Origin of the sequence: Mesobacillus harenae (assembly GCF_013343715.1) — a bacterium.
Classification (GTDB): Bacteria; Bacillota; Bacilli; order Bacillales; family Cytobacillaceae; genus Mesobacillus_A; species Mesobacillus_A harenae.
Map to the genome: position 1 here is coordinate 22,474 of NZ_JABUNR010000006.1, position 14,882 is coordinate 37,355.

The 14,882-nt window shown below is 36.7% G+C and carries 15 protein-coding genes; 13 read left to right on the forward strand and 2 right to left on the reverse strand.

Annotated elements, in window-relative coordinates:
* Positions 1-178: 178 nt before the first annotated feature.
* The 7 genes from HRJ06_RS08735 (at position 179) to HRJ06_RS08765 (ending at position 7,883) form a co-directional block, all read left to right on the forward strand.
* Entirely contained in the window at positions 179-1,435 is a 1,257-nt protein-coding gene (locus HRJ06_RS08735) for an LLM class flavin-dependent oxidoreductase (protein WP_174732037.1), read from the forward strand.
* 95 nt (positions 1,436-1,530) lie between these two features.
* A complete protein-coding gene (locus tag HRJ06_RS08740; protein WP_338421072.1) occupies positions 1,531-2,508 on the forward strand; it encodes a fumarylacetoacetate hydrolase family protein in 978 nt (325 codons plus the stop codon).
* A 16-nt stretch (positions 2,509-2,524) separates the two neighbouring features.
* The gene (locus tag HRJ06_RS08745) at positions 2,525-3,316 is read left to right on the forward strand and encodes a cyclase family protein (protein ID WP_174732043.1); all 792 of its coding nucleotides are present in this window, start codon (positions 2,525-2,527) and stop codon (positions 3,314-3,316) included.
* A gap of 96 nt (positions 3,317-3,412) precedes the next feature.
* Positions 3,413-3,964, forward strand: a complete 552-nt coding sequence (locus HRJ06_RS08750) for an NADPH-dependent FMN reductase (protein WP_174732061.1) — start codon at positions 3,413-3,415, stop codon at positions 3,962-3,964.
* A gap of 208 nt (positions 3,965-4,172) precedes the next feature.
* Positions 4,173-6,056, forward strand: a complete 1,884-nt coding sequence (locus tag HRJ06_RS08755; protein WP_242035188.1) for a sigma-54-dependent Fis family transcriptional regulator — start codon at positions 4,173-4,175, stop codon at positions 6,054-6,056.
* 1,090 nt (positions 6,057-7,146) lie between these two features.
* Positions 7,147-7,314 carry a hypothetical protein gene (locus HRJ06_RS08760; protein ID WP_174732067.1) on the forward strand — a complete coding sequence of 56 codons (168 nt, stop codon included), beginning with the start codon at positions 7,147-7,149 and terminating at the stop codon, positions 7,312-7,314.
* A complete protein-coding gene (locus tag HRJ06_RS08765; RefSeq protein ID WP_174732070.1) occupies positions 7,314-7,883 on the forward strand; it encodes a hypothetical protein in 570 nt (189 codons plus the stop codon). The genes HRJ06_RS08760 and HRJ06_RS08765 overlap by 1 nt, the downstream gene beginning before the upstream one ends.
* A gap of 96 nt (positions 7,884-7,979) precedes the next feature.
* Here HRJ06_RS08765 and arr read toward each other — a convergent pair whose 3' ends face one another.
* Complete coding sequence (arr, locus tag HRJ06_RS08770) at positions 7,980-8,396, reverse strand: NAD(+)--rifampin ADP-ribosyltransferase (protein WP_174732073.1); 417 nt, start codon at positions 8,394-8,396, stop codon at positions 7,980-7,982.
* A gap of 465 nt (positions 8,397-8,861) precedes the next feature.
* Between arr and HRJ06_RS08775 the strand changes: the two genes are divergently transcribed.
* Both HRJ06_RS08775 and HRJ06_RS08780 read left to right on the forward strand, forming a co-directional pair.
* Entirely contained in the window at positions 8,862-8,987 is a 126-nt protein-coding gene (locus HRJ06_RS08775; protein ID WP_174732076.1) for an FbpB family small basic protein, read from the forward strand.
* Between the two features lie 11 nt (positions 8,988-8,998).
* Complete coding sequence (locus HRJ06_RS08780; protein WP_338421068.1) at positions 8,999-9,394, forward strand: sporulation protein; 396 nt, start codon at positions 8,999-9,001, stop codon at positions 9,392-9,394.
* Positions 9,395-9,605: 211 nt separating this feature from the next.
* On the opposite strand, the gene HRJ06_RS08785 is transcribed toward HRJ06_RS08780, so the two are convergent.
* A complete protein-coding gene (locus HRJ06_RS08785; RefSeq protein WP_174732079.1) occupies positions 9,606-10,508 on the reverse strand; it encodes an EamA family transporter in 903 nt (300 codons plus the stop codon).
* Between the two features lie 350 nt (positions 10,509-10,858).
* Between HRJ06_RS08785 and HRJ06_RS08790 the strand changes: the two genes are divergently transcribed.
* From HRJ06_RS08790 to HRJ06_RS08805, 4 genes are all read left to right on the forward strand, one after another.
* Positions 10,859-11,722 carry a hypothetical protein gene (locus HRJ06_RS08790; protein WP_174732082.1) on the forward strand — a complete coding sequence of 288 codons (864 nt, stop codon included), beginning with the start codon at positions 10,859-10,861 and terminating at the stop codon, positions 11,720-11,722.
* Positions 11,723-11,995: 273 nt separating this feature from the next.
* Positions 11,996-12,352: a hypothetical protein gene (locus HRJ06_RS08795; protein ID WP_174732084.1), complete on the forward strand. Its 357-nt coding sequence runs from the start codon at positions 11,996-11,998 to the stop codon at positions 12,350-12,352.
* A gap of 262 nt (positions 12,353-12,614) precedes the next feature.
* Entirely contained in the window at positions 12,615-13,652 is a 1,038-nt protein-coding gene (locus tag HRJ06_RS08800; RefSeq protein ID WP_242035189.1) for a diguanylate cyclase, read from the forward strand.
* 746 nt (positions 13,653-14,398) lie between these two features.
* Entirely contained in the window at positions 14,399-14,581 is a 183-nt protein-coding gene (locus HRJ06_RS08805; RefSeq protein ID WP_174732106.1) for a DUF3896 family protein, read from the forward strand.
* Positions 14,582-14,882: the final 301 nt, after the last annotated feature.

Consider the following 14,882-nt stretch of genomic DNA (forward strand, 5'->3'; position numbering starts at 1 on the left):
CTTTTTGTTTTCCGGACATACAGTGAGACACTTTTTTTGAACAAGAAGTACTAGAAGCACCTGGTTTACCTGTATTTTTTGAATAATTAGATCTTGGCATGATTTTTGCAATATAGGTTAGTAAGTGATGAAATTACCGATTACATCATTTAACAAAATAAAAAATGGAGGCGTTTATATGACTAAGGTTATTTTGCAAGTATACCCATCAATGGGTGGAGTAGAAGAAATGAAAAGACTTAGACCAATTGGCCGAAATAGTGATGCGTATCAAAACACACTTTCAGGATTAGTTGAATTGGTAAAGGCTGCGGATGAATTAGGGTACTGGGGAATTACTCATGTTGAGCATCATTTTCACTCTGAAGGTCTTGAAAACTCTCCTTCACCTCTTCTGTTAAATGCCTATCTTGGACAATATACGAAAAAATTGAACCATGGACAATTAGGGATCGTCTTGCCAACTCATGATCCAATTCGGTTAGCTGAAGAGGCAGCGATGGTTGATCATATGCTTAAGGGCCGATTCTTTGTTGGATTAGCCCGCGGGTATCAGGCTCGCTGGCAAAACATTATTGGCCAGAAATTCAATGTAACTTCAACTTCCTCTGATAAATCAGAGGCGGATAGGAACAATCGCATCATTTTTGAAGAGCACTATAAAATCATGAAAATGGCCTGGACAGAGGACCTGCTTAAGTACGACGGGCCAACCTATAAAATTCCGAATCCTATTGATGGAATTCCGAATTGGCCGCCAACACACTCAACGACTCTTCCATACGGCACACCAGGAGAAGTGGATGAAAATGGCACCATAAAAGCGGTAAGTGTTGTGCCAAGTCCATACACGAAACCACACCCTAAGTTGTTTCAGGCCTTTGGAGCAAGTGAACGAACGTTAAAATGGTGCGGAGAAGAAGATATATCCCCAACGATCTTGTGGGGACCGATGGATGGAGTGGAGAAGTTAATTCGATCTTATCAAGAGGGAGCTGCTTCTAGAGGACGGACAGTTGGATTCGGCGAAAATGTTGGTCTGTGTCGTACCTTCCATATCGTAAATGACCGTTCAGAGTTATATGAGGCTGTTGAAAAGTATGAGAAGCCTGTGTGGGAAGGCTGGTATAAGGAATTTGGATTTATGGAGGGGACACGATTCACAGGTGAAGAGGGACCAGTTCCAAAGCCAGGAGAGCATATGATGGATCGCTTAACAAATAGCGGAATACTTCTTGGCGGGACTGTAGATGATGTGAAGCGTCAGGTCGAGGCAGTCCTCAACCGGGTGCCAAACTTAGAATACTTTGTTTGGTTATTCCACTGGGGATTGATCCCGAGAGAAGAGGGCTTAAAGCAGCTTGAGCTTTTTGCAACAAAGGTAATGCCTGAATTCGGAATGACATATGATGTACCTGCTGAAGTAGCTAAATAGAACTATTGATAGGGGATGTATTTAACTGCTTCCCCTATTTATTTAACACGCGAAATAAAAATTTTGTAAAGAAGTAGGTGAATCAGTTGAAATTGGTGACTTATGTTGTAAAAACCGCTATAGGCAGTTTTCAAAGAATAGGAATACTGCGAAATACAGATGTGATTGATTTGGTTCACTCATACGCTCTTTTTTTACATGAGGAGAAAGAAAGTGCTAGAGCGCATGAAAAAGCAAAGGCTATTTTAGGAGAGAATATGCTTTCTTTTATACAAGGGGGTGTGTTTTCACTTGAGGCAGCAAGAACCGCCCATAGTTTTATTGAGTCAAAAGCTATAGATCAATTGGCACACAATGAAATGGGTAGAATTATATTCCCTTTAGATGAAATTACTTTAAAAGCTCCTCTTCAGCCAGTTTCTATTAGAGATACGTTGAATAGTGAGGTTCATTTCAAGAATTCTTTGAAGGAAGTAGGCCTGACTGAATTACCTGCTTTCTTTTACGAACGGCCTTATTATTACCGAACTAGCCATACTGCCATTGCAGGGACAGGCGATAATGTCCCGTGGCCAAGCTTTGGGGACAAACTGGACTTTGAACTTGAATTTGCTGCGGTGATTGGTAAAAAAGGGATTAATATTCCAGCAGAAAAGGCTCATGAATATGTTATGGGTTATACCATTTTTAACGACATTAGCATACGAGATTACCAACGCAAAGATATGTCTACCTCAATGGGACCGAGTAAAAGTAAAAACTTTACAAATGGAAATATTCTTGGCCCTTGTATTACTACAAGTGATGAACTGGACCCTACCAATATAAGTCTCAAGGCAAGGGTAAATGGAGAAACATGGTCAGATGCCAGAAGTTCAGATATGTACTACTCTTTTGCAAAGCTCATTGAGTTTATATCAAAAGAGGAAACTCTATATCCCGGTGAAGTCATTTGTTCAGGGACTATGGCTTTTGGATGTGGATTAGAACTCAATCGCTTTTTAAAACCGAATGATGTAATTGAGCTAGAGGTAGAAGGAATTGGAATTTTAAAAAACAAAATAATATCTTAGGAAAGGGTGAGGTTCGTTGGTCTTTTTTTCTAAGAAATCAAGCAAAAAGTTAATTATAGATCTAAGTGACTGCTTAAGTAACAAAACCAGTGCAGTTGAAGCTAATCCCCATAAGATTGATTATGTGGATCACGAAGAAAGTTTAGCCGTTAGTAATAAGTTATTTGGACTTAATAAAGAAGATTGGCCAGACGGACATGGTTGGGCTGCTGAAAATGTAACTCTATCCACACATTCTGGTACGCATGTGGATGCTCCCTATCATTATGGTCCTACCTCGGGCGGGCAGCCTGCAAAGACGATTGATCAAGTTCCACTTGAATGGTGTATTGGAAATGGCGTTGTTTTGAACATGAGTCACAAGAAAGCAGGCGAACGCATTACTGATGAGGATGTCCAGCTTGAATTAGAGAAGATTGAGTACGATATTCAGCCATATGATATAGTCCTAATTCGGACAGATACATCCAAAAAATTTGGCCAGCAGGGATACGACCAATTGCATCCCGGTCTAAGTCGAAAAGCGACTCAATACTTAGTAGAAAAGGGTGTACGTATGATTGGCATTGATGCCTGGGGATTAGATCGTCCATTTGATGTCATGGTGGAGGAAGCTAAGAAAGGCGATAGAAGCCAGTTATGGGAGTCTCACCTTTACGGAAAAGAACAGGAGTATTTACAAATTGAGCGTTTAGCTAATCTAGAGTCCATTCCAGTGCCGTACGGATTTACAGTGATCGCCTTACCGGTAAAAATCGATGGAGCAAGTGCTGGATGGAGTCGTGTTGTCGCAATTATGGAAGAATAAAATTTTAATAGAGTTTTAAAAAATTTTATCTTGGCTAGTTAATTGGTGGGGGTTCTTATAAATAGTGTTTTAGATTTTGATATGGGGGGGAAGAGGATGAGATTATTAGGAATTTCGGGAACGATAACAGGCTCAAAAACCCTTGTAACAGTTAAAAAAGTTTTAGAGGAAGCTCAGCTAAGAGCTCCTGACATAGAAACAGAATTATTAGACTTAAGACAGTACGATATTCAATTTTGTGATGGAAGAAATCCAAATAATTACTCTGAAGATACTCGTAAAGTTATTGATATAGTTAGTTCTGCTGATTGTTATCTGATAGGGACACCTATATTCCAGGCATCATTATCAGGTGCCTTAAAAAACTTATTTGATTTAATTCCTGTAGAAGTTTTTCGCAACAAAGTAATGGGATTTGTTGCAACAGGGGGGACATACCAGCATTTTTTGGTTGTCGAGAATCAGTTAAAGCCTATTGCAGGTTATTTTCGTTCGTTCATCGCACCTAGTTACGTTTATGCTCATAATGGGCACTTCGATATCAATAATAAAATTATTGATGAGGATGTATTAAACAGAATTAATTATTTAGCAGAAGAAATCGTATTTATGCAACAAGCGTTATGTAAAAAAGAAGCGCATAGCTGATTTGTATCCTGTCCACTCTAACCATTTAGAGTGGGCCTAAATATTACCGAAAATAACCTTCTAAATTGATATAGCTAACATAAGGTTATTAATAATCTAAGTATTTTTCTTAATAGATTTACATTTCTATTTATATATTGTTAAAATATTAATTATATTCTGACTTTTTATTGATTACTTTTTCTTAGGAGATGGTAGATTGAATAAAATGGAATCAAATTGGCAAAAGTTTGTTCTCTTAGGTGAAGAAAATGTTAGTGTCAGAAAGCCAGTCTGGGAATCATGGAATCGAAGCAAACAGTTCGGTGTATCTCATGAAGAAAACAAGGATTTGCTGTTTATCAATAAGCAGGAAATGGAAGAGAGAGTACAAGCAAATCGAACGCTTCTCAATGTTTCAAGTCCGATCATAAACGATTTATATGGAAAATTAAAAGGTGGCGGTTATCAAATCACTCTTACAGATGTAGATGGTTATTTTTTAAAAATTTTAGCTGACAGAAAAGTGGAAGCGCTTTCAGGTAAAATTGGCACATCAGTTGGAGTTAGATGGCTGGAGAAGGATGTTGGAACAACCGGCTTAACCATTGCACTTAATACCCACTCCGCGATGGTCACATCGGGGGCAGAACATTTCTGTGTGATGCTGTGGAACTGGGATTGTGCCGCAGCTCCAATAATTGTAGACAATAAATTCTTAGGCGTGCTGAACATATGCAGGATAACACGAGGTGGGGATGGATTAGAGGAGCATCTGTCATTAGCAGTTTCGACTGCAAATAGTATTAGTCAACGAATAAAAATTGAATATATGCAAATGAAGGAAAGAACAATGCTCGATCTTTTGTCACTTTCTGAAACGAAAAAAGGTTCACCTGGAATATTAGCTTTTAATAACCAACTAGGATTAGTCTACTGTAACGAGGCAGCCACTGAGTTTGTAGAACACCTTAAAAGAGAGAGAACAGCTTCAGACCTATTGCTAACGGATCCTAATCAACTTATGAATTCTAAAGCTTTTCATACTAAAGATCAAAAAAATGCCCATTTTGTTTTTAATGATAGCAAGAATGAATTTTATATTGAGTTAAAGGAATGCAAAAGTGGAGAGGAGTTAACATCTACTTTATTATTCGTACATCCTAAATCAAAGAGTGCAGGCAATGTGGCATATAAGGAAGCTTCCCCTATCTTATCCTCCTTTCCAACAAAAGAAGAGGGTTTTAAGAAGACGCTAAAGAACGCTGTTAAAGTTGCCAAAAGTGATAATTGTTTTTTACTGCAGGGGGAGAGTGGGACTGGGAAGGATTTCATGGCACGCTCTATACATAAGGAAAGTGGACGAGGAAATCAGCCCTTTATAGCCATAAACTGTTCTGCATTGCCTCGAGAACTTATCTCTTCAGAATTATTTGGCCATTCTCCGGGAGCTTTTACTGGTGCTAATCGTAATGGAAGTCCAGGCAAATTAGAAGCCGCAAACGGAGGAACACTCTTTTTAGATGAAATAGGAGATATGCCTATAGAACTTCAAGGTGTACTGCTGCGGACCTTAGAGGAAAAGCAGATTACAAGAATAGGCAGCACAAAATCTATTCCAGTTGATGTACGTTTTATTGCAGCAACTCATAAGAACTTAAAGGAATTAGTTAAAAGCGGAGAATTTCGTGAAGATTTATATTACAGACTTTCCGTATTTACCATTTCACTTCCATCTTTACGAGAACGAATGGTCGATTTAGAAGAAATCGTTAACTCAATTGGTTTAGATATTTTCAAGAAGGCAGGCCGTCCCAGTATTTCTTTTACACCGCAAGCTATAAAAAGACTACAAAACTACCATTGGAAAGGAAACCTTCGAGAGCTTCGAAATTTTCTCGAACGAGCCGCCCTTCTTCATGATGGAGATATTATTGATATCCAACACATAGGTAACTACCTTGATCTTACTCAAACGGATACTAGCCTAGATGATAAAGAATTGCTGCTAACCGTCCTTGATCAAACCCTAGGAAACAGAGCAAAAGCAGCCCGTGAACTTGGTATTTCAAGAGCAGCATTATACCGTAAGTTAGAAAGGTATGGGTTATAACTGATAAATTGATTGTAGATTAGTTCCACCCTCATTAAAAGATAGATAGATGGTAAGAAATATTATTAATAGAAGAACAAATATTAATAATGTAAATAGTCTTCTCAATTAGAGAAGACTACTTTTTTATGCCTTATTACCTAATTAACCTTCAATATAATTAAAGCAGTAAAATAATTACTACCTATTTATTTTATTGCATTTTACAAAACATCACTTCTAGTTTTCCTCGTTACCAAATGGCTGCAATGATTAAGATAATCCCTACCCACTGCAGGGCTGTGATGTGTTCCAAAAGAATGATCATGGCTGAAATGATTGCAATTGGCTGTTCAACAGAACTTTATACTTTGGCAAGTCTGCCTGATATGAGTGGAGCTCCTCCAGCCAAGAACAAGGGATGAATGACAGCCCCAAATAATGCAACTCCCGCCCCAATGCCCAATAAACAGCCGTTAACGAGGTTGAGGGTTGGAATACCCTAATGAAACACAATCAACATGAGAACCCAGTAATCATCATGGAACTCCTTAATAGGGGGGGGGAATTCAAACGTCCGTGTAGATTAAGGAACGGATGCGTATTTTCAAGACGAAGATCACCCCTTAAATATTAAAGTAAAGGGCATTTTTGTGGTACAAGAGAATTGATGTTTAAAGGAGGACAACTAGAATTAACCTTCGTAAATTACCTAAGAGTCTCCCCCAATAAATGTTGATGCTTTTAAGTTTTATCTTGAAATGGGAATGAAGGAAGTTGGTCCAGAAGGAAAGAAAAAGTAATTTTGGAGCGTTGATCCAAGAAGAATTAACTGCCTTTTTTATTGAACTCCTTTTTGTACTAACGTGGCAATAAGGTTTAATAAGAGTGCTATGTTGTGCCTCTAAACTAGGCAGCTTTTTGGTTTTGGGCTAACGGGGCATTTACTTTAACGAATTCTTAGTGCAAATAATTTTTTCATTAAAAGGAAACCCTACAATAAGAAATAAAATGAGGGGCTTCTAATAATACTATGTAAATTATCCCATTATTTATTTCTCCCTTAATAAATTGAAGAAGCTATTGAATATGTAACTTCTAGGAGGGCAATGTGCTGAATTTGAAAGATTTACAAATGGAGCTTATTCAATTAAATGAAAGTATTGACATGATGACAACGATGCTTAACAAAAACAATGACCAAGAATTAGTGGACAAGCTAGAGAAGCTATTAAAAGAACGTAAAGAAATTATTAAAAAAATCGAGAGGTTACAATAATGGACAATACGAAATCTGATACCGAAATGGCAAATGTACCGACCAGGGGATTAAAGAAATCAAGTAAGTTCAATAAAGGTGCGGTACATGAGAACGGAACTGGTAAGTTTGAAATACTTGACCGTTATATTGAAGACAATATCATAATGCTTAAATACAAATGGCTATCAGGTGACCTAGAAGGTGACATTGAGACTAACAAAGAAGTAAATGTTAACGCATCTATTTGGAAGTTCAAGAAGGTTCGTGGCCTTATTGGCAACCAACAGGCTGAACCTTCAGGTATGCAGATGCACGAAATACAAGATTCAATGCAGGGTGCGAGGGAGTTCCAAGAAGAACGTCTTTCAGAGTACATGGCGTACATGACCGACATTCATAAAAATACTACTGAATTAATTACAGTTTTTCACACATATGTTGAACAAGGCAAATCGACATTTAACCGTATAGATGCATTAGAGAAGCAGGTAACCCTTCTACTTGAAAATCAGCGTATTTATCAGGAACAGATAGCTACCCTAATTAGACAAAATGACCTAGCTTCTAAATTAATTGAAAAGATTTAAATACGTTAAACCCTTCGTACTGTACTGGGTCAGTTGCTATCTTGATCGCCAGTAAAGTATTAAAACGCCAGTTAAAGTAAACATAGATGTTAAAGATTAATCATATATAATAGCTTCTCCTTGTTCACGTAACTTTTTTAAAGTTGTAAGCATATGATTCACTTGTTCATCGGAATGTCTTTCCCACGAGCTTAATTCAGCTACTATTTTCAAAGGCGCTTTAGACCTATAAGATCGAGTTGGGTTTCCAGGGAATTTTTTGTCAGTTAAGTTCGGATCATTTTCAAAATCACCTAATGGTTCTACAATGTAAATTCTTTCTTTTGATTCAGAAGCTGCTAATTCAGCACCCCATTTAGCAGCATCTAATGTTGCAGTGAAATATACATAGTTGGACTTTTTGTCTTGGTAATTTGATAAGTGTTGGGGTTCTAAAAGATCTCCAATTTGTAGTTCTGCTTTAGTTCCATGAAAGAAAGGACCATTATCTAAGACACCTTTTTTGTCATTCATACTGTACACCCCTTATATTTTAGCTTTGTATATAACAGTATAGGATGGGAATTTTAGAAAGTGTAGTCTATAAATAATTTTTAATGAGTAGTATAATGTAAGTAGAGAGAATGATATAACAATTGACAGAATGATTGTTCTAACATAATATTATCGTAACAGTTAAATAATTATCTCCTAAGGGGAGTAGCTTTTACAGTAAAGTCGTCATTACGGAACAGTTGTTCTCGGCTTTATTGGCAACCTACGTTGTTAGCAAGACCTTACCATTTTTACGGTAAAGGTCTATTTATGTTTATTAAACCTTTACCATCTTTGGTAAAGGTTTTTTTTGTGCTATAATTGATAACTGTTATCAATAATCTCCTATGAAGGTTCTATTCTTAAGGTGTAAATCGTTTGTTACAAAGCGGAAAACTCTGCTGTTTCAAAACAATTTTCATATAAAAAGGAGAGAGATAAAAGATGAGAAAAAAAAAGGTTAATTTTCTTGAGTTAGTAAAGATAAACAAAGAAGAGCTTTTAAAAGATAAGATTCAAATCGAAAAGATTGAAAAACGTATTGACCAAAAAATAATTAGCTTTAAATAAATTCTTTGGAGGTGGAATGGTTGATACTAAGGAAATACATGTCTCTGTTAGGAGTAGGTTCGGCAAGGATAGATCTTATTTTACCTAAGGAAACATATAGTCCCGGAGAAAATATTAAGGGTTATTTTAAAATTGTAGGTGGGACAATCGAACAACAAATCCATCGTATAGACAGTGATTTAATATTGATTAACCAGACTAACGGAACTGAAAAGGTTATTGATTTCACAACAATCCTCACAAATAAAATAATTAACTCAACAGAAGAAAATGAATTTCCATTTACTTTTAAATTACCGATTGATGTCCCAGTATCATCTGGAGACATATCATATCGTTTTCATACTAAGCTTACTTTTAATAAAGGAGTAGAGAGTAGTGATCAAGACATTATAACGATTGTTTAAAGATTCGAGCAGCAGTTATAGGTATGTAAGATAATTACTCAACGATTTGTGAGACATTATTGGAGAGAAATTGATGCAATAATTCCAGCAAATCGACTCTATTGAAAAAGCGGCAACCATAAAAAACTTAATTAGCTTATTGATACGAATATAAAAAAAGGAGTCTTCTCATCAATTTGAGAAGACTACCTTATTACCTAAAATAGCCTTTTTACATAACTTCACTTCTAGTTTTCCTCGTTACCGACAGCCCACCCGATTCATTAATGAATATAGCTGCAATAATCAAGATAATACCGACCCACTGCAGGGCTGTGACGGGTTCTGAAAGAATGATCATGGCAGAAATGATTGCAATTGGCAGTTCAACAGAACTTAATACATTGGCAAGTCTGCCTGATATTAGTGGAGCTCCTCCAGCAAAGAACAAGGGTGGAATGACAGCCCCAAATAATGCAACGCCAGCTCCAATGCCCAATAAACGGCCGTCAACAAGGTTGAGGGTTGGAATATCCTGATGAAACACAATCAACATGAGAACCATTGAACCAGTAATCATCAGGGAACTCCTGATTACGGGATGAGAATTTACTGCAACACGGCCACTAAAGAAAATAAACCCTGCATATGATGCACCGGATAATAACCCTAGAATAAGTCCAAGGGGCGGAAGCTGAAATACGCTCCCATATAGGATATTTGAAGCAAGGAAAACGCCTGTTAACGTCACGAACATGGCTATGAGGTTGATTCTTGTTGGTTTGCTTTTGTTAAAAATCCATTCATAAATCATACCGATCCAAACAAATTGAAAAAGAAGAATGATGGCTAATGATGCTGATAAATACTGCATACTACCATAATAAAAGATTCCGGTTAATCCCACAGAAGTGCCTGTAGCAACGATTTTTATAATATCTGTCTTTGGAATTCTCTTTATGTTTAATCCTAGAGATAGACTGATCGTCCATAACAAAACCAAACTTATTAGCATTTGGGTTAAATTTATTTGTCCTAAGGAGTATCCATATTCAAAACCAGTTTTAACAAAAATAGGTGTAAACCCAAAACTTCCAGCACCTATCAAAACCAAGATGATTCCTTTCACTTTCATATAAATCTCCTTTCTCTAGTTGATCCTCTTACTACCCTGAATTTCAGTGCATTTCCATTAGCAAGGGAACACACCCTTTTTATACTAAGTTATTACAATTGGGCCGGCAAACTTAAAAGCTTATAAGGAAGGAATGAAGTCAGCCAGGAATGCTTCTATGATAAGTAGAATTATTGGGGAATTTTCTAATCCTTGGGGTGAATGTTAAGAGTTTACCTATTTGCTAGGTATTTCGCATTGAGCAGAGCGGACGCCAGTTGGTAGGCTAGTAAAAGGATATGATTATAACAGTTTTTCAGATGATTGTTTCACTGAACCGAGCTGTAAAACTTACTGGGGGAATAGACAGCATGGCATTTGCAACGAAAACAATTTTAGCAGGAGTTTTAGGAACCGGGATCGTAGTATCCACCATCGCTTGGACAGGAGCGGAAGGTATTGGCAAGATAAAAGGGAATATTGATAGCTTGAAAAAGGATGCTATTGAGGCTATGGCTGATAACGGCTTTTTAAAAGATGAATTAGTTAGCTTGCAGGGGTTGTACACGAATGCAACTGAAGAAGCTAACGCAAAAATTGTAGGATTAAGAGCAAGTAATTTACACTTGGAGGATATGATCGTAGACCTGCAGGCGCAGCTTGATGCAAAGACGGATACGACAGCAGAACAGGCCAAGATGCAACAAGAGATTGACAGACTTGTAACTGAACTGGAACAAGCTAATGCACAGATTGCAGAGCTAGAGACTTATGCCAAGACTGCTGATAATGAGGTTTCATACGAGCCTTTGACTCAAGATGAGAAAGATGCTCTTACCACAGAAGAGGTAATGATTGAGGGTGTTGAAGAGACTGCCCCTGAGGAGATTTCTTACCTTAACTTCTACCCTGAATTGGTATCCCAAGAGGCTTTACAGTTAGATGCTGCTGCCGTAAATATGATGGACGAAATGGCATCAGCTATTGAGGCTGATTTTAGTGAAGGAGAAATGTCTGTTTACCTTGATATCATTGGTGTGAAGGTATTAAATGGACAGCTGGCTTATGTTATAACTAATGATACAAATCCCGCCAACTTACCAGTATCATCAGAGATGGCTGCCAGTGTCAAAAATCAGCTAGGATACTCTGAATTGCACTTTATGTATCCTCAGGAATATCTAACTGATTCATCATTTTTTATCACCGAAGATGACATGATAGCTATTAAGTGATTTAGAGGAGCGGTTGCCTCCTCTTTTTTCTGTTTTTAATAAATACATAGCCGGATAAAAGAATAAGACTTTTTTCGGAAAGCTACTAATACTAATTGAGTAATTTCATCAACACTACCCAATTAACGACATTTTATTTATAATTAGTGCTTGCATCATTGTGAATTTATTATATAATTTAATAATCAGAATATTATATAAATACATTATTTTCTGGTGGCTCACTGTAATGGTGGGTGTTTTTTGAATACTAAATTGAAAGGAGGAATAATTATGCAGATAAATGAAGGAAGAAAAGCACATGACCATGCACTTATTGCTTTGTCTCATCTTTTAAATGAACCATGGTCATTCGAAGTACTAGGATTAGTGAGATATGAGTTAGGGCAAGCCTATTTCATGTTAAATAGGCACCTAAAGAAAGGGAAATGTCCTTGCGGAGATAAGCCTGAAGATCTTGAATTATACAAATCAGTTCTCACTGATGTAAACACAGCGATAACCAACGCAACCTTAAGTCCTATTCCTCTAGTAATTGACGAGCTCACATCTTATTTCTCCGAGAAAAAGTCATCACATAACTGTATTAGCTTTACACTTAAAAAGCATGCAATGACTCATGATCTGTAAACAGGGCAGACTGTTTCTTGTCAGCATGGGTGATTTTAAAAAACAAATAATCTAATAAATAAATTGAAAAAAGGCGAACAGTGACTGGCACTGTTCGCCTTTTTGAATTTTTTTTATTATTAATAATGATATTAAAGAAATTCATATGGAGAACTGGATCCTTTTCTGCTAAATTTATAAATGGAGTCTAAAAAACAGGAGATTATCATATGCACCCGTTATTTTTTTCTTTTTAGAAAATATGTCGTTAATTATTGCTTTAATGTTTTTATATTTAAAATTAAAAGGATTGGTCATATATAAGGAAAAAAATCAAAATCTGTTTCTATTTCTCTTTTCACTTTTTATTGGATTTTTATCTTTATCAATAATGTACTATCCATTAAGGTACGAAGGAATGCTTCTTGATTTAAGAGAGGTGCCTTTGTTTTTTATTTCCTATATAGGCGGTTGGAAGTTGGGTGTTATTTCAGCCATTATACCAGGAGCGTTCCGTTTTTCTCTTGGTGGACCTACCTTAATACAAGGGATATTTCAAACAATCCTGCTTCCTGTCTTGATAGGTTCCATTTTTCATAACAAAAAGTCATTTAAACCGCCTTATACAATCATTAATATAAAGCACATGATGGTTGCATTTTTACTTTATCAACTAATAAAATCCACTCTTATGATTGTGACTACGCCGGCTACCTTATCGGTAACCCTTGCCATGTTAATGTTTGCGTTGGTTGCCTTACTTAGTATTGGGCTTATGCTAAACGACTATAACAAGAGTGAGATTTCCAAATCAGAGCTTGAATTTTTCTCAAACTACGATCCTATGACACTTATACCAAATATCCGCTATTTCAAAAAAGAAGTTCAAAGTTTAATGGATCGAAAGATACCTATTGCAATCTGTATGTTTGATGTTGACTATTTTAAAAATTATAACGATGCCAATGGACACCCTGCAGGAGATGAAGTGTTAAGAACCATGGGACAGATATTAAAGGATAGCGTGATAAATGGTGATTGTTTCGCCAGGTACGGCGGGGAAGAGTTTATTATTTGTTATTCAAATGTATCGACAACGGAAAAAGCGGCTGCCAATGCAGAGAAGTTCCGAAAACAGGTTGAAGACCACCCATTTGGAGGGGAAGAAAACCAGCCTGGTGGGAACCTGACTGTTTCAATAGGAATAAGCCTTTTATCGGACGAAAAAACATTAGATGATCTTATTGGAGAAGCTGATAAAGCTCTCTACGTATCTAAACAAGGAGGAAGAAACAAGATCACTGTTTTTCCGAGTACCTAATATGCTGCGTTGCTTTTAGAAGTATACGTGTTTTAGATAATCTAAAAAATTCATACATAGTAAAAAGGCAAAAGTAAGCAGTAAAGCGACTTTTGCCTTTTGTTTTTTGAAAAAGCATCCCAGCATATATTCGGATTATATCTAGCAAATGGCGGTGCGTTCGGCGGTGAGATTCCACGGTTCCTTTAAAAGTGTTCTTTCAATCAAATTGAGACATACGTTAAACGAACTATGAAGAACGAAAAGGCTGTTTTGTCGCCATATTGTAAGAAATGGAGGATAGCGATCTCAGAAGCGTAACTTCAACAGCGTTCAAGGACGGGAATGACTGGATCGTTTCAGGCCACACCATACAGTTCAGAATTTCAATCAAGCTGCCTTCGGGGAAATTCTCGTAAATTGCCAGCAGGAAAACGGCAAAGAAAAACCGACTCTCTTTTTAATAGATTTAGATGGTAGATTGGAAATTCAGGAAACAGAGCTAATTAGTGTTCACACCTGCCACTGCATTACTTTTGAAAAATACCGCCTGGCTGATGAACAATTGAAAATGCTGCTAAGTCTATGTTATAAGCATTAGATTTCGAGGGGTTAAAAACTTAATAAAACATTTAACAAATTCGCAATATTTTAAAAATACTTTTAATGGGTTAGCGGGTATAATAAAAGTAAGAAAGAAAGAAAGCGATTTCATGTTTGTCTGATTTAGCATCCAAAATTCTAACCTTTATGAAAGGGTGTTTTAAATGAACTATCATGAAGTAAAAGAAAAATTAGAAGCCGCTAAACAGGAATTAATTTTGAAGATGCAAGATCCCAACTTATTAGCAGAAGAAAAAGAAACGATCCAGAAATCGATTGCGAATTATGAGTATATGCTTGAGTTAACCGATATGAACCACTTTGGGCGCGGGTCAGAGGCTCAGTAAAGGCGGATTTCCAAAATTCGCCTTTTTTTGTGCTTTAATAGCAGAGGTATTAGAAATATATTTTGTCCTACCTATTAATATAAAAACAACGTACAATCTCTGTTTCTTCTAAAATTTCACCAAGTTTGGTGTTCTCATATGCCTTTGAGAAAACTGTCCAAATAATATCATTATTTTTGAAGTCAGTTGATTACGCCTCCTCTCCTAAATCCTACTTTTTTAAGGTGAAAAATCCTTAGTTTCCGTTTTCATGGCATCCTTTTTAATTCAAATCTATTATAGGTCCTTCTTATTTAGTGAG